Source organism: Fundidesulfovibrio soli (assembly GCF_022808695.1).
GTDB lineage: Bacteria > Desulfobacterota > Desulfovibrionia > Desulfovibrionales > Desulfovibrionaceae > Fundidesulfovibrio > Fundidesulfovibrio soli.
In genome coordinates this window covers 29,255-54,893 of sequence record NZ_JAKZKW010000016.1, presented here as the reverse complement: position 1 = coordinate 54,893, position 25,639 = coordinate 29,255, and the positions used below count along the sequence as shown (strand labels likewise).

The 25,639-nt window shown below is 65.4% G+C and carries 28 protein-coding genes and 1 other RNA gene; 7 read left to right on the top strand and 22 right to left on the bottom strand.

Annotated elements, in window-relative coordinates; translation table 11 throughout:
- Positions 1 to 32 precede the first annotated feature (32 nt).
- From tyrS to MLE18_RS13315, 20 genes are all read right to left on the bottom strand, one after another.
- A complete protein-coding gene (gene tyrS, locus MLE18_RS13410) occupies positions 33 to 1,301 on the bottom strand; it encodes a tyrosine--tRNA ligase (protein WP_243439309.1) in 1,269 nt (422 codons plus the stop codon).
- A 1-nt stretch (position 1,302) separates the two neighbouring features.
- The gene (locus tag MLE18_RS13405) at positions 1,303 to 2,079 is read right to left on the bottom strand and encodes a TIGR00282 family metallophosphoesterase (RefSeq protein ID WP_243439308.1); all 777 of its coding nucleotides are present in this window, start codon (positions 2,077 to 2,079) and stop codon (positions 1,303 to 1,305) included.
- Between the two features lie 103 nt (positions 2,080 to 2,182).
- A complete protein-coding gene (rny, locus tag MLE18_RS13400) occupies positions 2,183 to 3,742 on the bottom strand; it encodes a ribonuclease Y (protein WP_243439307.1) in 1,560 nt (519 codons plus the stop codon).
- A gap of 167 nt (positions 3,743 to 3,909) precedes the next feature.
- A non-coding RNA gene (ssrS, locus tag MLE18_RS13395) (6S RNA) lies at positions 3,910 to 4,090 on the bottom strand.
- A 5-nt stretch (positions 4,091 to 4,095) separates the two neighbouring features.
- Positions 4,096 to 4,377 (bottom strand): cell division protein ZapA, encoded by a 282-nt coding sequence (locus MLE18_RS13390; RefSeq protein ID WP_243439306.1) that lies wholly within the window; start codon positions 4,375 to 4,377, stop codon positions 4,096 to 4,098.
- 11 nt (positions 4,378 to 4,388) lie between these two features.
- Positions 4,389 to 4,598, bottom strand: a complete 210-nt coding sequence (locus MLE18_RS13385) for a cell division protein ZapB (RefSeq protein ID WP_243439305.1) — start codon at positions 4,596 to 4,598, stop codon at positions 4,389 to 4,391.
- A gap of 42 nt (positions 4,599 to 4,640) precedes the next feature.
- Positions 4,641 to 6,002 carry a bifunctional UDP-N-acetylglucosamine diphosphorylase/glucosamine-1-phosphate N-acetyltransferase GlmU gene (glmU, locus tag MLE18_RS13380; RefSeq protein ID WP_243439304.1) on the bottom strand — a complete coding sequence of 454 codons (1,362 nt, stop codon included), beginning with the start codon at positions 6,000 to 6,002 and terminating at the stop codon, positions 4,641 to 4,643.
- Between the two features lie 163 nt (positions 6,003 to 6,165).
- Positions 6,166 to 6,594: a F0F1 ATP synthase subunit epsilon gene (locus MLE18_RS13375; RefSeq protein WP_243439303.1), complete on the bottom strand. Its 429-nt coding sequence runs from the start codon at positions 6,592 to 6,594 to the stop codon at positions 6,166 to 6,168.
- 6 nt (positions 6,595 to 6,600) lie between these two features.
- On the bottom strand, positions 6,601 to 8,004 hold the full coding sequence (gene atpD / locus MLE18_RS13370) for a F0F1 ATP synthase subunit beta (protein ID WP_243439302.1): 1,404 nt from the start codon (positions 8,002 to 8,004) through the stop codon (positions 6,601 to 6,603).
- A 16-nt stretch (positions 8,005 to 8,020) separates the two neighbouring features.
- Positions 8,021 to 8,899 carry a F0F1 ATP synthase subunit gamma gene (locus MLE18_RS13365; RefSeq protein ID WP_243439301.1) on the bottom strand — a complete coding sequence of 293 codons (879 nt, stop codon included), beginning with the start codon at positions 8,897 to 8,899 and terminating at the stop codon, positions 8,021 to 8,023.
- An 18-nt stretch (positions 8,900 to 8,917) separates the two neighbouring features.
- Complete coding sequence (atpA, locus tag MLE18_RS13360; RefSeq protein WP_243439300.1) at positions 8,918 to 10,432, bottom strand: F0F1 ATP synthase subunit alpha; 1,515 nt, start codon at positions 10,430 to 10,432, stop codon at positions 8,918 to 8,920.
- A gap of 4 nt (positions 10,433 to 10,436) precedes the next feature.
- On the bottom strand, positions 10,437 to 10,982 hold the full coding sequence (atpH, locus tag MLE18_RS13355; RefSeq protein WP_243439299.1) for an ATP synthase F1 subunit delta: 546 nt from the start codon (positions 10,980 to 10,982) through the stop codon (positions 10,437 to 10,439).
- On the bottom strand, positions 10,979 to 11,545 hold the full coding sequence (locus tag MLE18_RS13350) for an ATP synthase F0 subunit B (protein ID WP_243439298.1): 567 nt from the start codon (positions 11,543 to 11,545) through the stop codon (positions 10,979 to 10,981). The genes atpH and MLE18_RS13350 overlap by 4 nt, the downstream gene beginning before the upstream one ends.
- 34 nt (positions 11,546 to 11,579) lie before the next feature.
- Positions 11,580 to 12,011 carry an ATP synthase F0 subunit B gene (locus MLE18_RS13345; RefSeq protein WP_243439297.1) on the bottom strand — a complete coding sequence of 144 codons (432 nt, stop codon included), beginning with the start codon at positions 12,009 to 12,011 and terminating at the stop codon, positions 11,580 to 11,582.
- A gap of 161 nt (positions 12,012 to 12,172) precedes the next feature.
- Entirely contained in the window at positions 12,173 to 12,520 is a 348-nt protein-coding gene (locus MLE18_RS13340; RefSeq protein WP_243439296.1) for a bactofilin family protein, read from the bottom strand.
- Between the two features lie 28 nt (positions 12,521 to 12,548).
- Complete coding sequence (rodA, locus tag MLE18_RS13335; protein ID WP_243439295.1) at positions 12,549 to 13,664, bottom strand: rod shape-determining protein RodA; 1,116 nt, start codon at positions 13,662 to 13,664, stop codon at positions 12,549 to 12,551.
- A gap of 4 nt (positions 13,665 to 13,668) precedes the next feature.
- A complete protein-coding gene (mrdA, locus tag MLE18_RS13330; protein ID WP_243439294.1) occupies positions 13,669 to 15,519 on the bottom strand; it encodes a penicillin-binding protein 2 in 1,851 nt (616 codons plus the stop codon).
- Positions 15,503 to 15,973 carry a hypothetical protein gene (locus tag MLE18_RS13325; protein WP_243439293.1) on the bottom strand — a complete coding sequence of 157 codons (471 nt, stop codon included), beginning with the start codon at positions 15,971 to 15,973 and terminating at the stop codon, positions 15,503 to 15,505. Before MLE18_RS13325 ends, mrdA begins: the two co-directional genes overlap by 17 nt.
- The gene (gene mreC / locus MLE18_RS13320; RefSeq protein ID WP_243439292.1) at positions 15,970 to 16,902 is read right to left on the bottom strand and encodes a rod shape-determining protein MreC; all 933 of its coding nucleotides are present in this window, start codon (positions 16,900 to 16,902) and stop codon (positions 15,970 to 15,972) included. The genes MLE18_RS13325 and mreC overlap by 4 nt, the downstream gene beginning before the upstream one ends.
- Before the next feature lie 46 nt (positions 16,903 to 16,948).
- Positions 16,949 to 17,989 (bottom strand): rod shape-determining protein, encoded by a 1,041-nt coding sequence (locus tag MLE18_RS13315; protein ID WP_243312637.1) that lies wholly within the window; start codon positions 17,987 to 17,989, stop codon positions 16,949 to 16,951.
- 205 nt (positions 17,990 to 18,194) lie between these two features.
- On the opposite strand from MLE18_RS13315, the gene mnmL reads away from it, so the two are divergent.
- The 5 genes from mnmL to mazG are packed head-to-tail and all read left to right on the top strand — an operon-like array spanning position 18,195 to position 21,684.
- On the top strand, positions 18,195 to 19,139 hold the full coding sequence (gene mnmL, locus MLE18_RS13310; RefSeq protein WP_243439291.1) for a tRNA modification radical SAM protein MnmL/YtqA: 945 nt from the start codon (positions 18,195 to 18,197) through the stop codon (positions 19,137 to 19,139).
- On the top strand, positions 19,136 to 19,777 hold the full coding sequence (locus MLE18_RS13305; protein WP_243439290.1) for a hypothetical protein: 642 nt from the start codon (positions 19,136 to 19,138) through the stop codon (positions 19,775 to 19,777). Before mnmL ends, MLE18_RS13305 begins: the two co-directional genes overlap by 4 nt.
- A 12-nt stretch (positions 19,778 to 19,789) precedes the next feature.
- Positions 19,790 to 20,257: a methylated-DNA--[protein]-cysteine S-methyltransferase gene (locus tag MLE18_RS13300; protein WP_243439289.1), complete on the top strand. Its 468-nt coding sequence runs from the start codon at positions 19,790 to 19,792 to the stop codon at positions 20,255 to 20,257.
- Positions 20,258 to 20,300: 43 nt separating this feature from the next.
- Complete coding sequence (locus tag MLE18_RS13295; RefSeq protein WP_243439288.1) at positions 20,301 to 20,891, top strand: CvpA family protein; 591 nt, start codon at positions 20,301 to 20,303, stop codon at positions 20,889 to 20,891.
- 10 nt (positions 20,892 to 20,901) lie between these two features.
- A complete protein-coding gene (mazG, locus tag MLE18_RS13290; protein ID WP_243439287.1) occupies positions 20,902 to 21,684 on the top strand; it encodes a nucleoside triphosphate pyrophosphohydrolase in 783 nt (260 codons plus the stop codon).
- Between the two features lie 116 nt (positions 21,685 to 21,800).
- On the opposite strand, the gene MLE18_RS13285 is transcribed toward mazG, so the two are convergent.
- Positions 21,801 to 22,124 (bottom strand): hypothetical protein, encoded by a 324-nt coding sequence (locus MLE18_RS13285; protein WP_243439286.1) that lies wholly within the window; start codon positions 22,122 to 22,124, stop codon positions 21,801 to 21,803.
- 68 nt (positions 22,125 to 22,192) lie between these two features.
- On the opposite strand from MLE18_RS13285, the gene MLE18_RS13280 reads away from it, so the two are divergent.
- Positions 22,193 to 22,618 carry a hypothetical protein gene (locus tag MLE18_RS13280; RefSeq protein ID WP_243439285.1) on the top strand — a complete coding sequence of 142 codons (426 nt, stop codon included), beginning with the start codon at positions 22,193 to 22,195 and terminating at the stop codon, positions 22,616 to 22,618.
- Here the strand turns inward: MLE18_RS13280 and MLE18_RS13275 are convergent.
- The gene (locus MLE18_RS13275) at positions 22,547 to 24,061 is read right to left on the bottom strand and encodes a glucosamine inositolphosphorylceramide transferase family protein (RefSeq protein WP_243439284.1); all 1,515 of its coding nucleotides are present in this window, start codon (positions 24,059 to 24,061) and stop codon (positions 22,547 to 22,549) included. The two genes, MLE18_RS13280 and MLE18_RS13275, sit on opposite strands and share 72 nt — an antisense overlap.
- A 122-nt stretch (positions 24,062 to 24,183) precedes the next feature.
- Between MLE18_RS13275 and MLE18_RS13270 the strand changes: the two genes are divergently transcribed.
- The gene (locus tag MLE18_RS13270) at positions 24,184 to 25,638 is read left to right on the top strand and encodes an MBOAT family O-acyltransferase (RefSeq protein ID WP_243439283.1); all 1,455 of its coding nucleotides are present in this window, start codon (positions 24,184 to 24,186) and stop codon (positions 25,636 to 25,638) included.
- Position 25,639: the final 1 nt, after the last annotated feature.

The following is a 25,639-nucleotide window of genomic DNA, read 5'->3' as shown; positions in this document are numbered from 1 at the left end:
CGGCGGCGAAGCGTTTGAGCGCGGTCATGGGCCTACTCCCCCAGGCGCACGACGCCGTAGTTCTTCTTGCCCTTGCGCACCAGCAGCAGCTCGCCGCCGATGAAATCCTCGGCGGGGAAGGCGTAGCCTTCGGCCACCTTGGCGTTGCCCACGTAGACGGCCCCGGCGGCCAGGTCCTTCCTGGCCTGGGACTTGGATGCGCACAGACCCAGCTCCGTGAGCAACGTCACCAGGTCGGGGACGGCCTCCTTGGAGGCGTAGGCCTTGCCCGGGGCGGACTCCAGCGCGGCCTTGAGCGTGCCCAGGGCCACGCCCTCCAGGCCGCCCTTGCCGAAGAGGAACTCGCTGGTCTTGACCACGCTGTCTGCCTCGTCCTTGCCGTGGACCATGGTGGTCATCACGTGGGCCAGGGCGCGCTGGGCCTCGCGCAGATGCGGGCGCTCGGCCACGGCCTGGGCCAGGGCCTCGATCTCCTCGTGGGGGAGGAACGTGAAGTACTTGAGATAGGGCACCACGTCGCGGTCGTCGGCGTTCATCCAGTACTGGAAGAAGGCGTAGGGGCTTGTCATCTCGGGGTCGAGGTAGATGGCCCCCTTCTCGCTCTTGCCGAACTTGGCCCCGGAGGCCGTGGTGATGAGCGGGAAGGTCATGGCGTGGGCGTCCTGCCCGCCCTTGCGGCGGATCAGCTCAAGCCCGGCGGTGATGTTGCCGAACTGGTCGCCGCCGCCGATCTGCAGGGTGGTGCCGCTGGTCTGGCGCAGGTGGTAGAAGTCGTAGGCCTGCAGGATCATGTAGCTGAACTCGGTGTAGGAGATGCCGGACTCCTCGCGGTCGATGCGGCCCTTCACCGAATCCTTGGCCAGCATGTAGTTGACCGTGAAGTGCTTGCCCACGTCGCGCAGCAGGTCGATGGCGGAGAGCTTGCCGATCCAGTCCAGGTTGTTGACCACGTCGATGGACGCGCCGTTGTCAGCGAAGAGCTTGAGGATCTGGGCCTTGATGCGCTCGGCCTGGGCCGCCACCTGGTCGGCCGAGCTGAGCTGGCGCTCCTTGTCCTTGCCGCTGGGGTCGCCGATGAGGCCCGTGGCCCCGCCCAGCAGGGCGATGGGCTTGTGCCCGGCCAGCCCGCAGCGCATGAGCGCCAGCAGGGGCACCATGTTGCCGATGTGCAGGCTGCGGGCCGTGGGGTCGAAGCCGCAGTACATGGAGCGCCCGGGGGCGGAAAGGTGCTCGCGCAGCTCGTCCGCGCCGGAGGTCTGGTGCACCAGGCCGCGCCAGGACAGATCGTCGAAAATGTTCACGCTATTCTCCTTGCCAGGGCCGCACGGAAAGGGCGCGGCCCGTGGTGTGATCGATCTCGCAGAGTGCGCCTTCCAGGCGCGCGGGGCCCTTGGCCACCTCGAAGCGCACGGGCAGGCGGTTCAGGAAGCGGCCCACGATGCTCCGGGCCTCCATGCCGATGATGGAGTCCGTCGGCCCGCACATGCCCACGTCGGTGAGGTAGGCCGTGCCGCCGGGGAGGATGCGCGGGTCGTTGGTCTGCACATGGGTGTGGGTGCCGAGCACGGCGCTGACCCGACCGTCCAGGTGGTAGCCCATGGCCTTCTTCTCCGAGGTGGCCTCGGCGTGGAAGTCCACGATGCGCACCTTTACGTCCTGCGGCAGGGCGGCCAGCAGAGCCTCGGCGCGGGCGAATGGGCAGTCCACGGCCTCCATGTAGGTGCGGCCCAGCAGGTTGAGCACCGCGAAGGGCACGCCCGTGGCCGTCTGGAACACCCCCAGCCCGTTGCCGGGGGCCCCTTCGGGATAGTTGGCCGGGCGCAGCAGGCGGTCGGTTTCGCCGAAAAAGTTGTAGATGTCTTTGTGCTTCCAGATGTGGTTGCCGCTGGTGAGGGCCTCCACGGGCAGGGCGAGCAGCTCTTTGGCCGCCTTGGAGTTGAGGCCGATGCCCCCGGAGGCGTTCTCGGCGTTGGCCAGAAGCGCGTCCAGCTCCAGGGTGCGCCGCAAACGCGCCGCACTGTCGGACAGGGCCTTGCGCCCGGAGCGGCCGACGATGTCGCCGAGGAAGAGCAGCTTCATGGGTCCGGGTGCGGTTGATGGTGGCCGGGGGGCATGGCCCCGCGCGGGCGGATACAAGGCGCCCGGAGCCGCGAGGGCTCCGGGCGCGTCCCTTGAAGAGAAGCTATTTCGCGAACCCGACCGCGCGGCGCTCGCGGATGACCGTGACGCGGATCTGGCCCGGGTAGGTCAGGTTGTCCTCGATCTTCTTGGCGATGTCCTTGCAGATCAGGTGCGTCTTGTCGTCGTCCACGGCGTCGGAGTCCACCACCACGCGGATCTCGCGGCCGGCCTGGATGGCGTAGGCCTTGGAGACGCCCTCGAAGTCGGTGGCGATGTTCTCCAAGTCCTCCAGGCGCTTGACGTAGCTGGAGAGCAGCTCCTTGCGCGCGCCGGGGCGGGCGCCGGAGAGGCTGTCGGAAGCCTGCACCAGGATGGCGTACACCGTCTTGGGGGGCACGTCCTCGTGGTGGGCCTGGATGGCGTGGGTGATGTCCTTGGATTCGCCGAACTTCTTGGCCAGGTCGTAGCCGATGATGGCGTGGGGGCCTTCGATCTCGTGGTCCACGGCCTTGCCGATGTCGTGCAGCAGACCGGCGCGCTTGGCCTTCTTGACGTCCAGGCCCAGCTCGGAGGCCATGATCCCGCAGAGGGAGGCCACCTCAAGCGAATGCTGGAGCACGTTCTGGGAGTAGCTGGTGCGGTAGTGCAGCTGGCCCAGGAGCTTGACGATCTCGGGATGGATTCCGTGCACGCCCACGTCGAAGGTGGCCTGTTCGCCCAGCTCGCGCAGCTTGACGTCGAACTCCTGCTCGCACTTCTTGACGATGTCCTCGATGCGCGCGGGGTGGATGCGCCCGTCGGTGATCAGGCGCTCCAGGGCCATCTTGGCGATCTGGCGGCGGATGGGGGAGAAGGCCGAGAGGATGACCGTCTCGGGGGTGTCGTCGATGATGAGATCGACCCCGGTGGCGGCCTCAAGGGCGCGGATGTTGCGGCCCTCGCGGCCGATGATGCGGCCCTTCATCTCCTCGCTGGGCAGGGTCACGGCGGTGACGGTCTGCTCGGAGACGTAGTCGCCGGCGTAGCGCTGGATGGCCAGGGCCAGGATCTCCTTGCTCTTCTTGCCCGCCTCTTCCTTGGCCTCGGTCTCGATCTGGCGGATCATGCGCGCGGCCTCGTGGCGGGTACGGCTCTCCATGTCGGCCATGAGGACCCTGCGGGCCTCCTCGGCGGTCATGCCGGAAATTTCCTGGAGCTTGCGCTCCTGCTCCTGGACGCCCTCTTCGAGGCGGGCTTCCTTCTCCTCCAGGGTTTTCTCCTGCTGGCTCAGGCGCTTCTCCTGGGAGAGCAGGTCGGACTCCTTCTGGGTGGCCTTCTCAAGCTTGGATTCGAGCTTGTCCAGCTTCTCCTGCAGGGAGGACTCCTTGCGCAGGATCTGGCTTTCGCGCTCCTTCACCTCGCGCTCGTGTTCGAGCTTCTGCTTGTACAGGTCGTCCTGGGTCTGGAGGATGATTTCCTTCTTGTGCGCCTGGGCCTCCTTGCGGGCTTCCTCCAGGATGCGCTCGGCAAGGGTTTTGGCCTCGGCAAAGGTTTTCGTGGTGATCATGCGGTTGAGCAGCCAGCCGCCGGCCGCACCTGCGGCCAAACCGCCCACTCCGATGAGGAGTACGCTGAAGTCCATAGAATGACCCCTTTATTGTGTCACGGACCAGGGTCCGATAGTGCCCGCCCAAACCGGGCGCGCCCTTGGTGATGCGAGAGTGCGCTGAACGCTATGGACCTCAGCTGTCTGAGGAGGGGCAAGGCGGAGGAGGGACGAATACGCCGTCCGGAAACGGCGGGGATGGCCGAAGCCCCGGAGAGCCGTGTCGAAGAGTGGTTTTGAACCTTGCAGAGCAAGGTGGGCGACACTGCGCTGCCATCAGGCTCCCCGCGAAGCGGGTATGCGCACAGGCAGCCTCGGAGCGTCACCCGTTTTTTGAGTATCGGCTCAAAAACCAATCGACGATCACGCACACTCCAGGGAAATATCCATTACGACGCCGGTTGTTTCAGGTCCGGCACTTTTATCCTGTTCAGAATCTTGTCGAGTTTTTCTTCCATCTCTGCAAGCTTCTGGTTGGCCATGATCAAATCGTCCGCCAGGCCCAAGGCCACAAACGTCAGCAGTTTTTCCTTGCTCAGGTTCTTATTGGCCGGATTGAGCAACCTGTAGCGATCTTCAACCAACATCTTGGCTTGTTCAACGCGTTCCGGCTCCGCGTCGGTCTTGAAGGAAAGTTCAAGACCAATGACAACCTTGCTGTAACTAGGCATCGGGATTCAACTCAGATCGGCTCCTCTTGCAGTTTCCTGAGAAGCTGATCCACCCGGGACAATACGGCATCCTTCTTCTGGCGTTCATGGTCCAGGGCCTCTTTCATCGAGGCATTCTCCCTTTCCATGGCGGCCTTGAGCTCCCTGTTTTCTTCTTCGAGAGCTTTGAGGCGGCTTACCAGTTGCGCGATGCGCTCTTCTAAGGTGTCGATGATGTCCATACCCGACTCCTATCCGGTTTGACACGCGAAATCAAGCCAGGCTTAGCGCCGCTTGTTCACCTGACGGCCCCTCGCGAGGGCCAGGGCGTTGTCCGGCACGTCCATGGTAATCACTGATCCGGCGCCCACAAGGGCATTCTCGCCGATTGTCACCGGAGCAACCAACGCGGTGTTGCTGCCGATGAACGCGCCCGACTTGACCACGGTCTTGAATTTGTTCTTGCCGTCATAGTTGCAAGTGATGGTGCCCGCGCCCACGTTGACCCCGGGGCCGATCTCTGCGTCGCCAAGGTAGGTCAGGTGGCTGGCCTTGGCTCCTGCGCCCAGTTCGGCCTTCTTCATCTCCACGAAATTGCCCACGCGGGAATCCTCGCGCATCACGGCCCCCGGGCGCAGACGGGCGTAGGGCCCGGCCTGGCTGTCCTGGTCCATCTGGGCGGACTCGGCGTGCGAGAAGGCGCGCAGAACACAGCGGGCGCCGATGCGGCTGTCCTTCACGAAGCAGTGCTGCTCGACCACCGCACCCGCCTGGACCACGCTCCCGCCCAGGATGTCGCAGGGACCGCAGATCTCGCAGCCCGGGGCCAGCGACACGTGCGGCCCGATGCGCACGCTGCCGGGTTGGCGGATGACCACGCCCTTGTCCAGCCAGCGGTCCACGATGCGCCGCCGCAGGGCCTCCTCGGCCTCGATCAGCTCGCGTGCGTTGTTGATGCCCAGCAGGTTCGCGTCGCGGCCGCGGCACACGGCCTGGACCTTGCCGCCGTTCTTGGCCACCAGCTCGGCCAGGTCGGTGATGTAGAACTCGCCGCTGCGGTTGGCGTTGGTCAGCGAGAACAGCACGTGCTCCACGGAGGCCACGCGCAGCAGGTAGATGCCCGCGTTGATCTCACCGGTGGCGGGGCCGTGCACGGCCTCGTCGTAGTCCTTGGCTTCCACGATGGCCGCGTGGCCGGAAGCGTGGCGCACCACGCGCCCGTAGGCACCGGCGTCGGAGAGCTGAATGGTCAGGAAGGCCACGTCGGCCTGCTCGGCACAGGCCCTGGCCACGAACCCTTCAAGGTCCTCGCTGGTGGCCAGGGGAACGTCGCCGTTGACCACCAGGACGTATTCATACCCTGCGGCGGTGATGTTGTTCCAGGCGCACTGCAGGGCGTGGCCCGTGCCGAGCTGCCGTTCCTGGAGAACGAAGCGCCCCTCCAACTGGGGGAAGGCCTTGCGCACCGACTCGGCCCGGAAACCGACAACCACGTGGACGCGCCCGTCGAAGCCGGGCTTGAGGCTGTCAAGGACGTAGCCCAGCATGTGCTCGCCCAGCAGTGTGCGCAACACCTTGGGCTCCTCGGAGTACATGCGGGTGCCCTTTCCCGCGGCCAGCACCAGGGCTCCAACTGTTGGGGTCATCATGTTCCTCGCGTGCTCGTGATGTAGGCGTGGTGTGTCACAGCCTGTACCAGGATTCAAGCCCGGCTCCAACCTGCAAACGAAAAAGGCAGGCTGGATAACCAGCCTGCCTTTATCGTCTTGCAGTGCCCTCAGCCCGTTGCCGGGCTGCGGGACATGGAAGCTAGCGCGAGCAGGTGCCCGCGGACTGAGCCGCGGTGCGGCAGCTCATCCTCGCCAGCGCGCGCTGCAGAGCAGCGGTGGCGCGGGCGTCGTCGACGGCTTCCTGTTGTTTGGCTTTGCGGGTCCGCGCACGCTCTTCAGCGCGGCGGGCGCGTTCAATGTCGATCTCCTCGGCCTTTTCGGCCACTTCGGCCAGGACAGTAACCTTGTTCCCGCTGACCTCGGCGAAACCGCCAGCAACGAAGACATAGAAGGTCTTGCCGTCTACGTTGTAGTGCAGGTTGCCGATGCCCAGGGCGGAAAGGAAGGGTACGTGGCCGGCCAGCACGCCGAACTCGCCGAGCACACCGGGAGCGCCGACGTACTCGACGTCGGAGGACACGACCAAGCGGTCCGGCGTGACGATTTCAAGGCGGAGTTCTTTGGCCATGGCTTACTAGATCTCCTTGGCTTTGGAAGCGGCTTCCTCGATGGTGCCAACCATGTAGAAGGCGCCTTCGGGGAGGTCGTCGTGCTTGCCCTCGATGATCTCCTTGAAGCCGCGGATGGTGTCCTCGAGCTTCACGTAGCGGCCTTCCTTACCGGTGAACTGGGCGGCGACGAAGAAGGGCTGAGACAGGAAGCGCTGGATCTTACGGGCGCGGCTGACGGTCAGCTTGTCTTCGTCGGAGAGCTCGTCCATGCCCAGAATCGCGATGATGTCCTGCAGGTCCTTGTACTTCTGAAGGATCTGCTGAACCGCGCGGGCGGTGAAGTAGTGCTCGTTGCCCAGGACCAGGGGGTCCAGGATGCGGGACGTGGAGTCGAGGGGGTCCACCGCAGGGTAGATGCCCAGCTCCGCGATCTGACGCGAGAGAACCAGGGTGCCGTCCAAGTGCGAGAACGTGGTGGCCGGCGCGGGGTCGGTCAAGTCGTCCGCGGGGACGTACACGGCCTGCACCGAGGTGATGGAACCCTTGGTGGTGGAGGTGATGCGCTCCTGCAGGGCGCCAAGGTCGGTGCCGAGGGTGGGCTGGTAACCCACCGCGGAGGGCATGCGGCCGAGCAGTGCCGACACTTCCGAGTTCGCCTGGGTGAAACGGAAGATGTTGTCGATGAACAGCAGCACGTCCTGGCCTTCGGCGTCACGGAAGTATTCCGCGACGGTCAGGGCGGTCAGCGCGACGCGGGCGCGGGCGCCCGGGGGCTCGTTCATCTGGCCGTAAACCAACGCGGCTTTGTCCAGAATGCCGGCTTCCTTGAACTCGTGATAAAGGTCGTTGCCCTCACGGGTGCGCTCGCCAACGCCCGCGAACACGGACAGACCGCCGTGGTGCTTCGCGATGTTGTTGATCATCTCCATGAGAATAACGGTCTTGCCCACGCCGGCGCCGCCGAAGAGGCCCATCTTGCCGCCCTTGGGGAAGGGGATCAGCAGGTCCACGACCTTGATGCCCGTCTCGAGCACCTCGACCTTGGTGGACAGCTCGACGAAGTCGGGAGCCGAACGGTGGATGGGACGGAACTCGGTAGCGCCGACCGGACCCATTTCGTCCACGGGCAGGCCCACGACGTTGATGATGCGGCCCAGGGGAGCGCGGCCGACCGGAGCCTGAATGGGGCTGCCGGTATCCTCGCCCACCATGCCGCGCACCAGACCGTCGGTGGCGTCCATGGCGATGGTGCGGACCACGTTGTTGCCCAGGTGCTGGGCGACTTCGAGAACGAGGTCTTTCGCGTTGATGTTGTTTTCATTCACCAAGTTAATGGCGTTCATGATGGCGGGGAGCTGACCCTCGGGAAATTCGAGGTCAACCACCGCGCCGATGACTTGCACGATTTTGCCTTTGACACCGCTCATGATAGTATCGCCCCCTTTATCCTTTGAGCGCTTCGGTTCCGCCGACGATGTCCATCAACTCTCTGGTGATGCTCGCCTGCCGGGCCTTGTTGTAAACCAGTGTCAGGGTGCCCACCATATCGTCGCAGTTTCTCGTGGCGTTATCCATGGCCCGCATACGAGCCGCGTGCTCGGACGCCGAGGTGTCGAGCATGCCGCGATAGATCTGGACGTTGACGAACCGGGGCAGCAATTCGGCCAGAAGGCCTTCCACCGAAGGTTCGTAGAGGTACTCTTGCTTGGGCCCAGCCGCTTCGGCGGTTGCTTCGCCGTCGGCAGCCATGGGCAGGAGCGTCAGAGTCGTGGGCTCCTGCCTGGGGATGGAGATGAACTTGCCGAAAACCAGCTCGACCTCGTCGAAGTCGCCCTTGATGTAGCCGCCGATGATCTCCATGCCCAGCTTCAGGGCCACGGAGTAGTCGAAGGAGCCCATCTGGTCGCTGTAAGCGGCGACCATCTCGTAGGAGCTCTTGCGCACGGCGTCGCGAGCCTTTTTGCCCATGCAGACGAACTTGACCGTCTTGCCCTGGGAGGCTTTTTCCTTGGCGAGCTTCAAGGCCATGGTGATCAGGCTGCCGTTGAAGGAGCCGCACAGGCCGCGGTCGGAAGTGACCAGGACGATCAGGCTCGTCTTGATCTCCTCGCGAACCTCCAGCAAGGGGTGGACGGACGAATCCGCACCGCTCGCCAGGCTGCCCAGCATCTCATAGAACTTGTCCGCGTAGGGGCGGAACCGTTCGATGCGCGTCTGGGCATGCCGCAGCTTGGCCGAGGCCACCATGTTCATGGCCTTCGTGATCTGCTTGGTCTTCTTGACCGCTGCGATCTTTAATTGAACGTCTTTCAGGGATGGCATGTATTGTGCTCCCCTGACTTAGCCTTCGGCCCTGAAGCCCTTTTTGAACTCGTCAATCGCGGCGCCCAGGGTGGCGGTCAGGCTGTCGTCCAGGGCCTTCTTCTCGCGGATGTCCTTGAGGATGGAAGCCTTGGAGTTGCGCATGTAGTCGAGGAACTGCTCTTCGAACTTGCGGACGGCGCTCACTTCGATCTCGTCGAGGTAGCCACGGCCCGCGGCGAAGATGACCGCGACCTGCTCTTCAACGGCCAGGGGCTGATACTGGGGCTGCTTGAGCAGCTCCACCATGCGCATGCCGCGGTTAAGCTTCTGCTGGGTGGCCTTGTCCAGGTCGGAGCCGAACTGCGCGAAGGCGGCCAGCTCGCGGTACTGGGCGAGGTCGAGGCGCAGGGTGCCGGCGACCTGCTTCATGGCCTTGATCTGGGCGGCGCCGCCGACGCGGGAGACCGACAGACCGACGTTGACCGCGGGGCGGATACCGGCGTTGAACAGGTTGGGCTCCAGGTACACCTGGCCGTCCGTGATGGAGATCACGTTGGTGGGGATGTACGCGGACACGTCGCCGGCCTGGGTCTCGATGATGGGCAGCGCGGTCAGGGAGCCGGCGCCACGATCGTCGGAGAGCTTCGCCGCGCGCTCCAGCAGACGGGAGTGCAGGTAGAAGACGTCGCCGGGGAAGGCTTCGCGGCCCGGCGGGCGGCGCAGCAGCAGGGACATCTGGCGGTAGGCGACGGCCTGCTTGGAAAGGTCGTCATAGATGATCAGGGCGTGCTTGCCGGAGTCGCGGTAGTACTCCGCCATGGTGCAACCGGCGTAGGCGGCGATGAACTGCAGCGGCGCGGGCTCGGAGGCCGTGGAGGAGATCACCGTGGTGTACTCCATGGCGCCGTACTTGCGCAGGGTGTCGACCACCAGGGCCACGGTGGACTTCTTCTGGCCGATGGCCACGTAGAAGCACTTCACGTCGCCGCCCTTCTGGGCCAGGATGGCGTCCAGGCACACGGCGGTCTTGCCGACCTGGCGGTCGCCGATGATCAGCTCGCGCTGGCCGCGGCCGATGGGCGTCATGGCGTCGATGGCCTTGATGCCGGTGGCCATGGGCTCGTGAACCGACTTACGGGCGATGATGCCGGGGGCCTTGATTTCGACCTCGCGGTATTCCTTCGAGGCGATGGGGCCCAGGCCGTCGATGGGGTTGCCCAGGGGGTCGATGACGCGGCCGGACACGGCCTCGCCGACGGGCACGGAGAAGATCTTGCCGGTGCGCTTGACCGGGTCGCCTTCCTTGATGTGGGTGTCTTCGCCGAGAAGGGCGACGCCCACGTTGTCCTCTTCCAGGTTCAGCACCAGGCCCATGATGCCTCCGGGGAACTCCAGAAGCTCCATGGCCATCGCGCTCTGACAGCCGTACACGCGGGCGATGCCGTCACCCACGGACAGCACGGTGCCGGTTTCGCTCATCTCCACGCGAGATTCATAATTCTGAATCTGCTGTTCGATGATTTTGCTGATCTCTTCGGCTTTGATCTGCATGGCCCTACTCACCCCTCTTGATTTGTTCTTTCAGCAGCTGCAACTGGGCCCGAAGGCTAGCGTCCAGGACCTTATCCCCCACCTGCAAGACGATGCCGCCGAGGATGGCGGGGTCCACAGCGAATTCGAGCACCAGCTTCTTGCCGGATTTCTCCTCAAGCTTGGACTTGATGTCTTGCTGCCGCTTGGCCTGAAGCTCCATTGCGGTGGTCAGCTTGCCGCGCACCACCCCGGTGGTTTCGTCCAGAAGCTCGGCAAAAGTCTTCTGGATGTCGGGGAGGCAGTCCAGGCGTCCCTTGTCGGCAAGGACCGACAGGAAATTCACGGACAGCGGCGCCATCTTCAATTTGGCGACCACTTCCTTGAGAACGGACTTCTTCTCCTGGACGTTGAAGCTCGGGCTGCTAAAGAGTTTCAGAAGCTCGGGGGAGGCTTTCATTGCGCCCGCCAGCCCCTCGAGGTCCTTGCCGAAGGTTTCGGCGGCCTTTTCCTTGACGCCAAGAGAGAACAGTGCCTTGGCGTACCTGCGCGCTACGATGTTACCGGTCAATTGAGCACCACCTTGCCTAAAGCGTCGTCAACAAGCTTGTCCTGGGCCTTGGCCGTGAGCTTCTTGGCCAGAAGGTCCTGGGCGGCCTCGATGATCTTGTCGGCCATTTCAACGCGCAGGGCGTTCATGGCCATTTTAGCTTCCTGCTCGGCGGTGACCAGAGCCTGGGCCTTGATGCGGGCGGCCTGCTCTTCGGCGGCGGCCACGATGGAGGCCTTGAGGCTCTCACCCTGGGCGCGGTAGTCCGCAAGGATCTGGGCCTTCTCGGACTCAAGGTTGGCGATGGAACGCTCGACGTCCGCCAGGCGCTTCTGCGAGGAATCCTTGCGCTCTTCGAGGTCGGCAAGCTGGTTCTCGATGGAGAGCTTGCGGCCGGTGAAGGTGTTGGCGATCTTCTTGCCCGCCGCGTACCAGATGATGCCCACGAAGAGGGCGAAGTTGATGGTGCGGAGAACCAGGTTTTTCCAGTTGGGCGCTTCGCTCCCATCAGACGACGCCCAAGCACAAGCGGCGGTCAAGAGACACACCGCCAAGGTGAAGAATACTATCCGTGCCTTGTTCAATGCCAACCTCCTTGAGATCGCTTGGGGCTGCCGGTTACAGGGACTTGCCCAAAATCTTGGAAGCGGCCTTCTCAGCCATGCCAGCCACCCCTGCCAGCATGGTGTCGAAAGCAGCCTTGGACTCAGAGGAAACCTTGGCGCGGGCGGCCTTGACGGTGTCGCCGGCCTCAGCGCCAGCGGCTTCAAGGATGACCTTTTCCTGCGCCTGGCCGTCGGCGCGCAGGCCGGTGCGCACTGCGGCGGCCTCACGACGGGCGGACTCGAGGGCGGCCTCGTAGTTCTTGATCTTGTCCTCGGCGGAGGACGTGAACCCTTCGATTTCGGAAGTCTGGGCGGCGATGCGCTCCGCGCGGACCTTGAGCATCCGGCGGACGGGGGCGATGAGAACGGCGTTCAGCACCACCAGAAGAATGAGGAAGTTCGCAAGCTGGACAAAGAACCACCCGTCGAGATTCATTATGTTCATCAACCGCCCCCTAATTGTGAATTTTGTTTCAAGCCCAGGGGGTCACTACCTGATTTCAGCTATAGTGTCCAGGGGCTTTTTTGAAAAAGGGTCTGTAAAACCACGGAAACAGGCCATTTACAGCCTGTTCGTTCAAAATTTCACGAGATTGGGCGGCAAGACTACTCGGCCTGGGCACTGATGGCGGAGGCCATGCAGACCTGCCCCTCGATGATGGCTCCCTCCTCCACGGAGAGGCTCGGGGCGGTCAGCGTGCCCTTGAACCGGGCGGATTTGTGGAGCACGACGCGCTTGGAAGCCTGGACGTCGCCTTCGAGTGTGCCGCCAAGAATCAACTCGCCCACGCGAACGGCGCCGGAGACTTGAGCCTCCCGTCCGACCACGAGGGTTCCTTCGGACTCGACCTCCCCCTCGAAAACACCATCCACGCGCACAGAGCCGGTGAAATCCAGCCGTCCGCGATAGGTGGTTCCCACTCCCAAAAAGGCGTTGATCTCGTCCTTGGCCAAGGCGAACCTCCGGTGATTGTGGAGCGCGTCAGGTCTTTTTGAAGACGAAGCGGCGCATGGATACGTTGAGTGCGATGCCGATCAGGCAGAAGTTGACGATAGTCGCGCTGCCCCCGTAGCTGATGAACGGCAGGGGGATACCCACGACCGGCATGATTCCTAGAACCATACCCATGTTGATGAGGATTTGCCAGAAGAAATAGAAGAACACCCCGGCCGCCAGGAAGGAGCCGAAACGGTCCTTCGCATCCCGGGCGGTGCATACCAGAATGTAGAGGAAGATGCAGAACAGGGCCACCAGGACCACGCCGCCGACGAAGCCCCACTCCTCGGCGAAGACCGCCACGGCGAAGTCCGTGTGCTTCTCCGGCAGGAAGCGCAGCTGGCTCTGGGTGCCCTCCAGGAAGCCCTTGCCCCACATCTGCCCTGAGCCGATGGCGATCTGGGACTGGATGATGTGATAACCCGACCCCAGAGGATCTCGTTCAGGATTGAACAAGGTAAGAATTCTGAGTTTCTGGTAGGGTTTGAGGAAAAACCATCCACAGGGTATGACGATGGGCACCACGAGCAGGAGCACCTTGAACACCCGCCCGGCAAGCCCCCGGTAGAGGATCATGCCGCAGAGCACCAGCAGGATGTTCAGGCCGGAGCCCAGGTCCGGCTGAACGATGACCATGGCGGCCGGAGGAAGGGCCGCCGCCAGCACCGTGAAAAGCCCCAGCCAGCCCAGCTTCCCGGAATCATTGGAGAGCATCAGCGCGCCCACCATCAGGGTGGCGAACTTGGCGAACTCGCTGGGTTGGAAGCTGAAGAGGCCGAAATCCAGCCAGCGCTTGGCCCCGTAGACGGTCTTGCCCATGACTGGAACGAGCGCCAGGAGCACGATGGTTACGGCCAGCAACGGCCAGGCCACATGCTTGAGGTAGCGGTAGTCGAAGAAGGTCAGGGCCACCATGCAGATGAACCCCGCCACGCCCCAGACGCACTGCTTCTGGTAATAGGGATTGAGCGAGACCCCGTCGCCCATGCGGAAGCCGCTGGCCGAATAGAGGTTGAGCACGCCTATGCCGAAAAGGCAGCCGATAACCAGTAGCAGGGGCCAGTTGATGTGGGTGAAGAGTCTGCGGTCCACCGGGGTCATGGCGTTAGTCCTGCCGCCCCTGGGGCTGCTGGGCCTGGGCCGCCTCGCCCTTGGGGGCGGGAGGCAACGGCTTGGAGGGCCCGAAGAGGTAGTCGTAGATGTTGCGCACCAGCGGACCGGCGTCCTCGCCGCCGTGGCCGCCGTGCTCCACCATGCAGATCACCACGTAGCTCTTGTTGTCCTTGATGCCCCAGGTGGCGATCCAGGCGTGGTCGCGGTACTTGTAGGGCGTGTCCTTGGTTTTGGCCCTGATGTCGGCGTTGATGAGCTTGACCACCTGGGCCGTGCCCGTCTTGGCCCCCATCATGGCGTCGGCGCGCTTGATCTTCTGGCCCGTGCCGGAGTTGACCGTCTCAACCATGGCTTTCATCAGAAAATCGCGGTCCTTCTCGGTGATGGGCAGCTGGCCCTGCACGTCCACGGGGTCGGAGAGCACCAGGCTCGGCCGGATGACCTTGCCGCCGTTGATCAGCGAGGCGTAGAACTTGGCCAGCTGCAAGGGTGAGACCTGAACGTAGCCCTGGCCGATGGAGCAGTTGAGCGTCTCGCCGCGGGTCCAGTTCTCGCCGTAGCGGCGCTTCTTCCAGGCCGTGGAAGGGATGAGCCCGGAGCGCTCGTGGGGCAGGTCGATGCCGGTGGGCGTGCCGAACCCTGCCTGCAGGGCGAAGCGGTTGATGCGGTCGATGCCCAGCTTTTCGCCCAGCTGGTAGAAATAGACGTCGCAGGAGTGCACCAGGGCGGAGCGCATGTCCACGCTGCCGTGCCCGCCCTTCTTCCAGCAGTGGAAGTCGTGGTCGCCCACCCGGTAGGAGCCGGAGCAGGACACCGTGTCCGTCGGCTTGATGATGCCCTCCGAGAGGGCGCAGGCCGCCATGAGCAGCTTGAAGGTGGACCCCGGCGGGTACACCGACTGGGAGACCCGGTTCTGGATGGGGTGCATGGGGTCGTCGCGCAGTTCCTTCCACTTCTTGGGAGGGATGCCCAGCACGAAGAGGTTGTTGTCGTAGGTGGGCTGGCTCACGAAGGCCAGCACCTTGCCCGTGGTGGGCTCCAGGACCACGATGGAGCCGGCCTGGCCCTCCAGCTGTTTGCTGGCGAAGGTCTGCAGGTCCATGTCGATGGAAAGCGAGAGGCTGTTGCCGGCGCGCGGCTCCAGCAGGACCTGCTGGTCGTGCTCGCGGCCGTAGGCGTCCACCTCGATCTGCTTGAGGCCCTTCTCGCCGCGCAGGCGCTGCTCCAGGGTCAGCTCGAGGCCCTGCTTGCCCACATGGTCGCCCAGGGCCAGGCGGGAGTCCTTCTCCAGCTCCTCCTCGTTGGCCTCGGCCACGTAGCCCATGACGTGCGCGAGCAGATTCCCGTTGGGATAATAGCGCTTGTGCCGGGTGAGGATCTCGAGCCCGGGCCAGGAAACGGCGTTGGCCTCGATCTTGGCCAGCAGCTCGTAGGACAGGTTGGAGATGAGCACCAGAGGCTCGAAGGGCTTGGAGCGCTTTTTGCCCCGGATGTAGGTGTCGAGCAGGACCTGGTAGTCGAGCCCCGTCCATTCCGCCACCTTCTGCAGGGTGCCCTGCACGTCGGGACAATCCTCGCGGATCATCCCCAGGGCGAAGGATGGCTCGTTGACGGCCAGGGGCTTCCCGTTGCGGTCCAGGATCATGCCCCGGGCCGCGATGATGGATGCCTGGCGCATCTGGTTCTCGCGGGCCAGCTCTGCGAAATGCTCGCCCTTGTGGATCTGCAGATACCACAGGCGAACGATGAACAGACAGAACAGCCCCAGGATCAATACCTGGAGCAGTATCAGGCCGCCGCGAGGGGCTTGTTGCCCGGAGTCGGGCTCATATGTTTTGGCCATTGTGGGGCAGGTTGTTGTGGATGATGTAAATCAGTCCCCACTGAACGGGGAAGACCACGGCCTGCACGATGGACTCCACCAGCACGCGGCCCGGCGCGGCGCGCCAGTCCTGCAGTTGGGTCATCACGTCCATCAGCCCGAAGTGCAGCACCCCGAGGCAGGCCCCGAGGATCATCATGAACACGAAATTCCTGGCCTCGAAGAGCCAGTGCCCGAAGAAGAACAGCCCCACCAGCAACCCGTACCACAACACCACGGTGCCGAAGGCGAGCGAGCCCGTGCCCTCCTGGATGAACAGCCAGATCACCCCCAGGATCAGGGTGGTGCGGAGCTTCTCCTCCTGAAGGCTCAGGATAAGTCCCGGGGCCAGGAAGTCCACGCCCGGCAGGAAACTCTGCAGCCACATGCCGCACAGGGTGAACACACTCCAGAAGGCCACGCGCCGGCCGCTCATTGCCCTTCCCCGCGCTTTTTCTTGGGGGCGGGCTCCTGGGACCGGGCCTCCGGGGGCTCGTTGCGCCCGCGCTTCTTGACCTCGCCCTTGCGGTCGGCCGCGCCCTTGGGCCGCTTGGTGCTGGTGTCGGGCAGGGCCTCTTCCTCCTCGGGCTTGGCGGGCGGGGCCTTCTTGAGCAGGGCCACCTCCTCCAGGCGCTTGGGGTCGAACAGGGCCTGGGCCGAGACGTTGAGAAAAAGGGAGGCTCCCTCGCGGTTGACGTTGGTCACCGCGGCCAGGGGCAGGCCCTGGGGGAAGATGCCTTCGAGCCCGGTTGTCACCAGGGTCTCGCCGGGTTCGATCTGGGCGGAGAGGGAGACGTACTGCAGGACCATGGGCTGCCCGGAGCCGCGCCCCACCAGGATGCCCTGGGTGCGCGTCTTCTGGGAGACCACCGGGATCTTGGAGTTGGGGTCCGTGACCATGATGACCGTGGCCGCGTTCATGGAGGCGCGCAGCACGCGCCCCACCACGCCCTCGGGAGCCACCACGGGGGTGTTCACGTCCACGTCGCTGCGCCTGCCCTTGTCGATGACGAAGGTCTCCAGCGCGGCGTTGGGGCCGAGGCGGTGGGCGATGACCCGGCTGGCCTCGCGGGTCCACTGGGGCGGCGGGGTGATGAGCAGCAGGTCGGTGAGCCGCTTGGCCAGCGACGCCTGCTCCCTGGCCCCCACCAGCTCGTCATTGGCCTTGGCGAGTTCCTCGCGGAGGGTCTCGTTTTCCTGGCGCACGCCCACGAAGTAGACGTAGCGTTCCCAGAAGGAGGATAAGCGCGTCCACACCCACCGGCCGGGCGTCATGACCCAGCGGGTGAGTTCGAGGCCCGTGTGGCTGGCCAGGGTATCCACGTAGCCGGTACGGATGTTCCAGGTGAACACCCCCAGGTACACGAACAGGGCAACCAGCAGGCCCAGGGCGATGCGCTGGGGCGAGGGCTTAATCGATCGTTACCTCTTTTAAGACGTCCAGATTGTCCAGCGCCTTGCCGGACCCCAGCACCACCGCGGAGAGCGGATCATCCACGATGACGATGGGCAGGCTGGTCTCCTCGCGCAGCAGCTGGTCGAGCCCGCGCAGCAGCGCGCCGCCGCCGGTGAGCACGATGCCCCTGTCCACGATGTCGGCGGCCAGTTCGGGCGGGGTCTGCTCCAGGGCGATGCGCACGGCCTGCACGATGGACTCCACCTGCTCGGCGATGGCCTTCTGCACCTCGTCGGCGGTGATCAGGATGTTCTGGGGGATGCCCGTGACCAGGTCGCGGCCCTTGACCTCCATGTCGCCGATGCTCGTGGAGTGGTGGGCGCTGCCGATGTTGATCTTGATCTGCTCGGCCGTGGATTCGCCGATGAGCATGTTGTACTTGCGCTTGACGTACTGCATGATGGCTTCGTCCATCTTGTCGCCGCCCACGCGCACGCTCTTGGAGTAGACGATGCCCGACAGCGAGATGACCGCCACCTCGGTGGTGCCGCCGCCGATATCCACCACCATGTTGGAGGTGGGCTCGGTGATGGGCAGGTTGGCGCCGATGGCCGCGGCCATGGGCTCCTCGATGAGGTAGACCTCGCGCGCGCCGGCGGACTGGGCCGACTCCTTCACGGCGCGCTTCTCCACCTGGGTGATGCCCGTGGGCACGCAGATGATGATGCGCGGACGCACCAGGCGGCGGGAGTTGTGGACCTTGGAGATGAAATGGCGCAGCATGGCCTCGGTCACCTCGAAGTCGGCGATGACGCCGTCCTTCATGGGCCGGATGGCCACGATGTTGCCGGGGGTGCGGCCGAGCATTTTCTTGGCCTCGGCGCCCACGGCCAGAACCTTGTTGACGCCCCGGGCGTCCTTTTTGACGGCCACCACCGAAGGCTCGGAGAGCACGATGCCCTTGCCCTTCACGTACACCAGGGTGTTGGCGGTGCCGAGGTCGATAGCCAAATCGTTGGAGAAAAATCCCAGTGCGGAATCCAAAAGTCTGGACATGGTCCCTTCCTTGGCTCGCGTTAGGAGCCTGGCGTATTTCGTGGGCGCGAACAGCGGCCCCGGAAGATGCAGGAAACGCGATAAAAAAAGCCGGGCCGCACCCGGCCGGCCCTTGCTACGGCGGTGCGCCCAGGCCCCTGCCGTCGTTCGGTTCGAGGCTGGTGTTGTTCGATTCGCCCCGTGATGTCAACGGGATTTTGCGCTGATGGACCACGTTTCACCCTGTGAGGCCGAAGCCCGGCCGTACAACGCCGTGTCCTCCCGCTGGCGCGCGCTCTTCGGCGGGGCCGCGCGCAAAGTTCCCCTGGACGCCGGTTTCGGTTGCCCCAACCGCGACGGCGCCCTTGCCACGGGCGGATGCATCTTCTGCAACGCCAGGGGATCGGGCACCGGGCTCGGTAGCCGCATGCCCCTGGCGGGCCAGTGGGCCTACTGGAGCCAGCGCCTGCGCGCCCGCTGGGGCCAGGAGCTTGCCCTGGTGGGCTACCTCCAGGCCTTCTCCAACACCCACGGCCCGGCCGCGCGCCTGGCCGCCGTGCTCCGGGAGCTGGCCGCCCTGCCGGACATGGCCGGGCTCTGCCTGGCCACCCGCCCCGACTGCCTGGACGCGGAAAAAATCGCCCTGCTGGCCGCCTTCCCCGTGAAAGAGTTCTGGCTGGAACTGGGTTTGCAATCATCCAACCCGGCAACACTTGCCCGCATCCGCCGGGGGCACGACGCGGCCTGCTTCGCCCAAGCCGTGCGGACGGCCGCCGATGCGGGGCTCAAGGTCACGGCGCACGTCATGGCGGGGCTTCCCGGCGAGACGCGCGCGGACTGGGACGCCACCGTGGACTTCGTGAACGCCCTGCCCGTGGCGGGCGTCAAGTTCCACAACGTCTACGCCGCAAAGGACACGGAGCTGGCCCGGATGCACCTCGCCGGGGAGGCCCCCCTGCCGGAGCTGGAGGAATACGCCGACTTCGTGGCCTGCGCCCTGGCCCGGCTGCGCCCTGACGTCGTGGTGCACCGCCTGCACGCGGACCCGGCCCACGGCGAACTGGTGGCCCCGGCCTGGGCCGGAGCCAGGAGACGGCTGCACAACACCATCGCGGAGGTCCTGCGCGTGCGCGGCGTGCGCCAGGGCATGAACCGAACGGAGCGTACATGAAGCGGTCAACCGTTCTCTTGCTTTCTGGCCCCCTGCTTTCGGCCCTGTTTGCCCTGCTGGCGCTGCTCGCGGCCCCGGCCGGGCATCCCGCCCGCGCCGCCGAACCGCTCACCGCGGCCGAGGACGGCTCCTATTCGCTGAACCTCCCGGCGGACTTCGTTCGCATCCCGCCCCTGGAGCTGTTCCTCTTCAAGCACCCCAGCAAGCAGGCCCCGGTCCCCCACGAGGAGCTGGCGGCGTTCCGCCGGACACACGCCGGGTTCCAGAAGAAGGCGGAGACATGGTTCGCCACGCCTTTCATGCTCATTACCAGAGAATCGGGAAAAAAGCGCACGCCTCAGGAACTATTTATGGACCACGTGCTGGCCGAGCGCGACCGGGAGAACGCCTCCCCTTCGGGAGCCGTGTTCCTGGAAAAAGAATACTTCCCGACACGACGGATGCACTATTATAAGGAGGCCGGTTTCAACCGGACCCTGGGAGGCCAGGTGGTCAGCGCCACCTACACCTGGCTCACGGCGGACGGCTTCCTGCGCCTGACCTGGTACATCACCGGGGAGCAGCGCCCCCTCTACGAGGAGGCCCTGCACCAGGCGGCCCTGAGCCTCGCACTGTCGCCCCAGGCCGCCCACAAGTAAGGAGTACCCGTAATGATCCTCACCGAAACGCTCGTGTCGGCCCCGCTGCGCCTGGACCTGGCCTGGAGCGACGGCAAGCTCCGGAATATCTCGCTCTCCTGGTCCGCCCCGGGGGACGCGCCCCGCCCCGTGACCCAGATGGGCCGCGAGCTGGCCAAGGCCCTGGACCGCTACGTGGCCGGGGAGCGCGTGGACTGGCCCGGGCTGCCCATCGAGCTGGAGGGGATGCCCCGCTTCAAGCGCCGCGTGCTGGAGGAGCTTATCCGCGTCCCCGCCGGGCAGGTGGTGAGCTACGGCGGGCTGGCCGCGGCCTGCGGCAGCCCTGGCGCGGCGCGGGCCGTCGGGCAGGTGATGGCAAACAACCGCTGGCCTCTGATCTACCCCTGCCACCGGGTGCTGGCTTCCGGCGGCGGACTGGGCGGCTTCGGCCCGGGGCTCGAGATGAAGAAGTGGCTGCTCACGCTGGAGGGGGCGCTGTAGTCCCCCTTTTGCCTCCCGCTGAAAAACCTGATACGCCTCCGGCGTGAACATCGCCGATCTCGCCCTGCTCATCATCTGGGGCTTCTTCTTTTTCAGGGGGTACCTGCGGGGCCTCGTCAAGGAGGCGGCCTCCATCCTGGCGCTGGTGTTCGGCTTCAAGCTGGCCGTGGCCTATTCGCCGCAGCTCTCCCCGCATATCACGCCTCTTGTCTCCAACCCGGCCTTCGCCGGTCCGGCCGCGTTCATCATCATTTTCGTGGGCACCATGATCGCCTGCTCGCTGATCGTGATGGGCATCACGGGGCTGATGAAGCTCACGCTCATCGACTGGGCCAACAAGTTCTTCGGCGGATTCTTCGGCCTGGCCAAGGGCGTGCTGCTCACGGCGGTGGTGCTCTGGGTCTGGACGGCGCTCCTGCCCCGGCCCGAGTTCATGGCCAGCTCCAAGCTGGTGCCGGTGCTGGAGAAGGTGGACGCCTTCATCTCCGATTACATCCCGCCGGACTGGAAGCAGAAGCTCAAGAGCCTCACCCCCCCGCCGGTGGCGCCCCAGAAGAAGGTGGTGGAGCCTCCCGCCCCGCCGCCCGCGCCCGCCCCCGCCAAGCCCCAGGGCCAGAAGAAAAGCACCATATAAGGATATTCCCATGCCCAATACAGGCGACTCCCTGGCCAAGCTGCGCCAGGTCGTTTCCACGCTGCTTGGCCCCGAGGGCTGCCCCTGGGACCGCAAGCAGACCCCCGAGACCCTCTGCGACTACGTGATCGAGGAAGCCCACGAGCTGGTGGAAGCCATCCGCGCCGGCGACGAACACGGCACCATGGAGGAGCTGGGCGACGTGCTCTTCCTGCTCTGCTTCCTGGGCGCGCTCTACGAGAACAAGGGCTCCTTCACCCTGGCCGACTCCATCGACGCCATCGCGGCCAAGATGATCCGCCGCCACCCCCACGTGTTCGAGGGCCTGAACGTGGAGAACCAGGAGGAGCTGCTGCGCAACTGGGAGCGCATCAAGCGCCAGGAGAAGGACAACAAGGAGGGCGTATTCGCCTCCCTGCCCAAGGGCCTGCCCCCGCTGCTCAAGGCCTACCGCCTCAACGCCAAGGCCGCCCGCCACCACTTCACCTGGGAGGACGACGCGGCGCAGGCCGCCCAGATGGGCCGCGAGTGGCAGGAGCTGCAGGAGGCCCTCGCCGCCGGGGATCAGGCGCGCGTGGAGGCCGAGTACGGGGATTATCTTTTCTGCGTCGTGGAGTACGGGCGCAGGCTGGGCGTGAAGGCCAACTCCGCCCTGGAGGGCGCCAACGCCCGCTTCCTGGCCCGCTTCGAGGCCATGGAGGCCCTGGCCGCCGAGCGCGGCCTGAACACTGCGGACTTCCAGCTGTCGGACTGGGACGCCCTCTGGGACGAGGTCAAGAAGCGGGAGAAATAGCCGGGCGGCCTCGCCGTTTCAGGCCCCCCTTCCCCCCGCCGGAGGCGGCATTATATTCCCGCGGGCGGGACGCGCGCCGGAAGCGCCTCCGCCCGGAAAAAACGTTCAGCGCGCGCTCAGTGCGCCGGGCCGCTCACGGCCACCTCCCAGTGCCCGGCCGGCACGGGCAGGCAGACCATCTTGCCGTCCAGCTCGCCGCAGAGGAGCAGGCCCCCGTCGCTCTCGTTCCAATACACTTTCGCGCAGAACACCTTGATCATCCGGGCCAGGGAGGTCTCTTTGACCCCAACCCGGGACAGAAGTTTCCTGGCGGCATCGCCGAGGACGCGCAACGCCTCGCTGGAAAGGGCCACGTCCTCCATGTCCAGAGGATGCAGGCGATCGGCGCTCCACGGCCTGGTCGCATTCGATGCGACGGTTTGATTTGGCTTGACGATCATAACGGCCTCCTTGCCTGTAATAATTATTAGCAAGGAACAGGCCAATTTGTCCAACAAGAGAGGGAGACATGCAGTACGCCGAGTTGCGTTCGGCCAAATATTTCGCCTTTGCCTGCGCCGTGGCCCTGGCGCTGCTCATCACGTTCGGCAAGACGGACCCGCTCAAGCCCTCCCCGCTGGAGGGGGTCATCAACCAGGTGTCGGAGAAGAACGGCGTGGTGGTGGGCTTCGGGGTGGAGTACGACGGGCAGACCGTGGCAGTGAACGTGCCCCTGCAGCAGCAGGGCGAAGCCACCAAGGCCGGGCTGGCCGAAGGCCAGTCCGTGAAGCTCATGGTCACGGACGTTCGCGGAACCAAGCGCGGCGTGGTCTGCGAGCTGATCTCCATCGTATCGTACGGGCCGCCTCCGGCGCCGGACGCCTCAGCGCCAAAGAGGAATGCGCCGCTGCCCGTCAACGACCTCAAGCCCGGGTTGGGCGTCATCGGCCAGTGATCCTCCCGCCGGGGCGTGACCGGGCAAGGCGTCAAAAGTATGGAGGCAGAAGCTGCCGCCCTCGATGAGCCCCGGCTCCAGGCGGGCCAGGGGCCTCTCCTCGTAGCCGTCGTCGTCCAGGCGGGTGATCTCCATCACGGCCAGTGCCCGGCCGTACCAGCCCGAGCAGTCCTGCCCGTAGCGCACCAGCCGCCCGCCCGCGCGGGCGATGCGGCCCGCGGGCCTGGCGCGCCGCACGTCCGACACCACGGGGTTGAGCCTGTGCGGCGCGAACGGCCCCAGGGGTGAGGCCCCCTTGTAGAGGTGCAGTTCGTCCCAGGAGGAGCCGCGCTCCCCGCGCACGTTGGCCATGAGCCACCAGGAGCCGCCGTGCTCCACCAGGGTGGCGTCCACGGCGCGCAGGCCCTCCAGGAGCACCCTGTCCAGCACCCAGCCGCCGGGGAAGTCCGTGGCCCGGTAGAGCCGCACCTGCCCGGCCTGCGAGGTCTCGGGCAGCATGTAAACCTCGCCCCCGTGCTCGAACACGTTGGGGTAGGAGAGGTGGAAGGGCTCCTCCAGCACGCGCCGTGGCGGGCCGAAGGCCTTGCCGTCGAAGTCCATCACGCTGATCACGCCCCGGCCCGAGGGTGGTATCTCTTCGATGAACAGCCAGCTCCGCCCGCCTCTGCTGAAGAACAGCGGGTCGGCCCAACCCGTGCCCTTGGGCGGATACAGGGGCGTGAAGGGCCGCGTGGAGAAGCCCGGATTCAAGGGGTCGCCGCCGCCCGGGCGCACGGCCAGGAACCACTGGCGGCGGTGGAGGAGGTCCTGCCAGGCGCGGGTCAGGCCCCAGCGGGCCAGATCGGCGGCGAAGCGGAGCCAGTCCCAAGCCGAAGGATTGAAGGACGGCAGCGGCTCGCAGGGCGGGCAGGCATTCCACAACGTTTCGGGGTTCGCGCCCATGCGCGCCAGAATTCCGGCGGGCGCGCGGGAGAGCTTGGCCAGATGGTTGGCGGCCCAGCCTCCGGGCAGGGGGCCTTCCATGCAGGTGGCCACGCTTGCGGCCAGGCGCGTCTCCAGCCTGCCCGGGGCGGTGGCTCTGCGCCAGAGCACGCGCCCCTCCAGCGCGCCGTCGCCAGCCAGGGCGGGGTGGAAGGCCTCCACTTCGAGGACGCCCAGCGGAAAATCGGCCGCCAGTCGCGCACCGTCCCGGTATCCGGGGGGACACAGCAGCAGGTCCGCGCCCGAGGCTTCGGGCGCGGCGAGGCAAGCGGCTTCGGTCGCGGACGTATCCCGGCGCAGGAACAGGCCCCAGGGCGCTGGCAGCCACGGCCGGCTGACGGCGGCCCCCGGCAGGGCCACGGGGATGCCCGCCGGACCCAGCGCGGTCAGGGCGGCCTTCTGCCAGGCACCGGCCACGGAGGCGGGGCTGGCCACGGCGATGCGCGGCGAATCGTTGTGCATGGGCGACTCCTTCGGCCCGGTTGCTAGCCTCCCGGGGCGGGAGTTGTCAAAAGCCCGTCCATCGGGTAAGGGGCAACCACCCATCGGGCAAGCATCAAATCGTCCATACACCGCAGGATCGCATGGTCTTCAGTTCCGCATCATTTCTTTTCTATTTTCTGCCACTGGTGCTGCTGCTCTACTATGTCGGCGCATCCACCCTCAAGATTCGCAACACCCTGCTGCTGGCGGCCAGCTTCGTGTTCTACGCCTGGGGCGAGGGGGCCTACACCATCGTCATGGCCATCTCGATCCTGGCCAACTTCTGGTTCGGGCTTTGGGTGCACAACGCCCACCGCACCTCCTCGGCCAAACTTCAGATCGGGCTGGCCATCGCCTTCAACATCACCCTGCTGGTGGTCTTCAAATACACCAACTTCATCGTTGACAACCTCAATCATTTCGGGGTGATACCGCTGGGGCTGCAGCCCATCGACGTGGGCAAGGTCCACCTGCCCATCGGCGTCTCCTTCTTCACGTTCCACTGCATCTCCTACCTGATGGACATCTACCGCCGGCAGACCCCGCCCAACGCCTCGCTCGGCCAGCTGGCGCTCTACATCGCCCTGTTCCCGCAGCTGGTGGCCGGCCCCATCGTCCGCTACAAGGACATCGCGAGCCAGCTCTCCGGGCGCACCGTCACCGTGGAGCGCTTCGCCTACGGCGTGCAGCGCTTCGTCACCGGCCTGGGCAAGAAGGTGCTCATCGCCAACGTGGTGGCCCTGCCCGCCGACAAGATTTTCGCCGTGCCCGCCGACCAGCTGACCACCTCCGTGGCCTGGCTGGGCGTGCTCTACTACACCCTGCAGATCTATTTCGACTTCTCCGGATACTCCGACATGGCCATCGGCCTGGCGCACATGTTCGGCTTCAAGTTCCTGGAGAACTTCAACTACCCCTACATCTCCCGCAACATCCGCGAGTTCTGGCGGCGCTGGCACATCTCGCTCTCCACCTGGTACCGCGACTACCTCTACATTCCGCTGGGGGGCAACCGCTGCTCCAACGCGCGCGTCACCTTCAACCTGGTGCTGGTCTTCTTCCTGTGCGGGCTGTGGCACGGAGCCAGCTGGAGCTTCATCATCTGGGGCCTGTTCCACGGTTTCTTCCTGGGCCTGGAGCGCACCCGCTTCGGGGCCTGGATGGACAAGGCATGGAGCCCGCTGGCCCACGCATACACCATGCTGGTGGTCATGGTGGGCTGGGTGTTCTTCCGGGCCGAAAACCTGGATCAGGCCACTGCCTTCCTCAAGGCCATGGCGGGGCTGGGCACCGGCACCGGCATGGAGTGGCACCCCGGCCTGTTCATCAACCCCAAGGTCGCCATCGTGCTGGTGCTGGCCGTGGTCGGCTCCGCGCCCGTGATCCCCTGGCTGGCCGCCTGGCGCACGCGTATGCTGGAGCGCACCGGCAGCTTCTTCTACGGCCCCTTTGTCGACGCCCTCACCGGCCTGGTGGCCATGCCCTCAATCCTGCTGCTCTCCTGCATGGCGCTGGCCAGCGGCACGCACAATCCTTTCATCTATTTCCAGTTCTGAG

Bases quoted from the DNA above. Each gene is read 5' to 3' on its own strand.
- MLE18_RS13405 (WP_243439308.1), bottom strand. From the start codon at position 2,079: ATGAAGCTGCTCTTCCTCGGCGACATCGTCGGCCGCTCCGGGCGCAAG.
- rny (WP_243439307.1), bottom strand. From the start codon at position 3,742: ATGGACTTCAGCGTACTCCTCATCGGAGTGGGCGGTTTGGCCGCAGGT.
- MLE18_RS13390 (WP_243439306.1), bottom strand. From the start codon at position 4,377: ATGCCTAGTTACAGCAAGGTTGTCATTGGTCTTGAACTTTCCTTCAAG.
- MLE18_RS13385 (WP_243439305.1), bottom strand. From the start codon at position 4,598: ATGGACATCATCGACACCTTAGAAGAGCGCATCGCGCAACTGGTAAGC.
- glmU (WP_243439304.1), bottom strand. From the start codon at position 6,002: ATGACCCCAACAGTTGGAGCCCTGGTGCTGGCCGCGGGAAAGGGCACC.
- MLE18_RS13375 (WP_243439303.1), bottom strand. From the start codon at position 6,594: ATGGCCAAAGAACTCCGCCTTGAAATCGTCACGCCGGACCGCTTGGTC.
- atpD (WP_243439302.1), bottom strand. From the start codon at position 8,004: ATGAGCGGTGTCAAAGGCAAAATCGTGCAAGTCATCGGCGCGGTGGTT.
- MLE18_RS13365 (WP_243439301.1), bottom strand. From the start codon at position 8,899: ATGCCATCCCTGAAAGACGTTCAATTAAAGATCGCAGCGGTCAAGAAG.
- atpA (WP_243439300.1), bottom strand. From the start codon at position 10,432: ATGCAGATCAAAGCCGAAGAGATCAGCAAAATCATCGAACAGCAGATT.
- MLE18_RS13345 (WP_243439297.1), bottom strand. From the start codon at position 12,011: ATGAACATAATGAATCTCGACGGGTGGTTCTTTGTCCAGCTTGCGAAC.
- rodA (WP_243439295.1), bottom strand. From the start codon at position 13,664: ATGACCCCGGTGGACCGCAGACTCTTCACCCACATCAACTGGCCCCTG.
- mrdA (WP_243439294.1), bottom strand. From the start codon at position 15,519: ATGGCCAAAACATATGAGCCCGACTCCGGGCAACAAGCCCCTCGCGGC.
- MLE18_RS13325 (WP_243439293.1), bottom strand. From the start codon at position 15,973: ATGAGCGGCCGGCGCGTGGCCTTCTGGAGTGTGTTCACCCTGTGCGGC.
- MLE18_RS13315 (WP_243312637.1), bottom strand. From the start codon at position 17,989: ATGTCCAGACTTTTGGATTCCGCACTGGGATTTTTCTCCAACGATTTG.
- mnmL (WP_243439291.1), top strand. From the start codon at position 18,195: ATGGACCACGTTTCACCCTGTGAGGCCGAAGCCCGGCCGTACAACGCC.
- MLE18_RS13305 (WP_243439290.1), top strand. From the start codon at position 19,136: ATGAAGCGGTCAACCGTTCTCTTGCTTTCTGGCCCCCTGCTTTCGGCC.
- MLE18_RS13300 (WP_243439289.1), top strand. From the start codon at position 19,790: ATGATCCTCACCGAAACGCTCGTGTCGGCCCCGCTGCGCCTGGACCTG.
- mazG (WP_243439287.1), top strand. From the start codon at position 20,902: ATGCCCAATACAGGCGACTCCCTGGCCAAGCTGCGCCAGGTCGTTTCC.
- MLE18_RS13285 (WP_243439286.1), bottom strand. From the start codon at position 22,124: ATGATCGTCAAGCCAAATCAAACCGTCGCATCGAATGCGACCAGGCCG.
- MLE18_RS13280 (WP_243439285.1), top strand. From the start codon at position 22,193: ATGCAGTACGCCGAGTTGCGTTCGGCCAAATATTTCGCCTTTGCCTGC.
- MLE18_RS13275 (WP_243439284.1), bottom strand. From the start codon at position 24,061: ATGCACAACGATTCGCCGCGCATCGCCGTGGCCAGCCCCGCCTCCGTG.
- MLE18_RS13270 (WP_243439283.1), top strand. From the start codon at position 24,184: ATGGTCTTCAGTTCCGCATCATTTCTTTTCTATTTTCTGCCACTGGTG.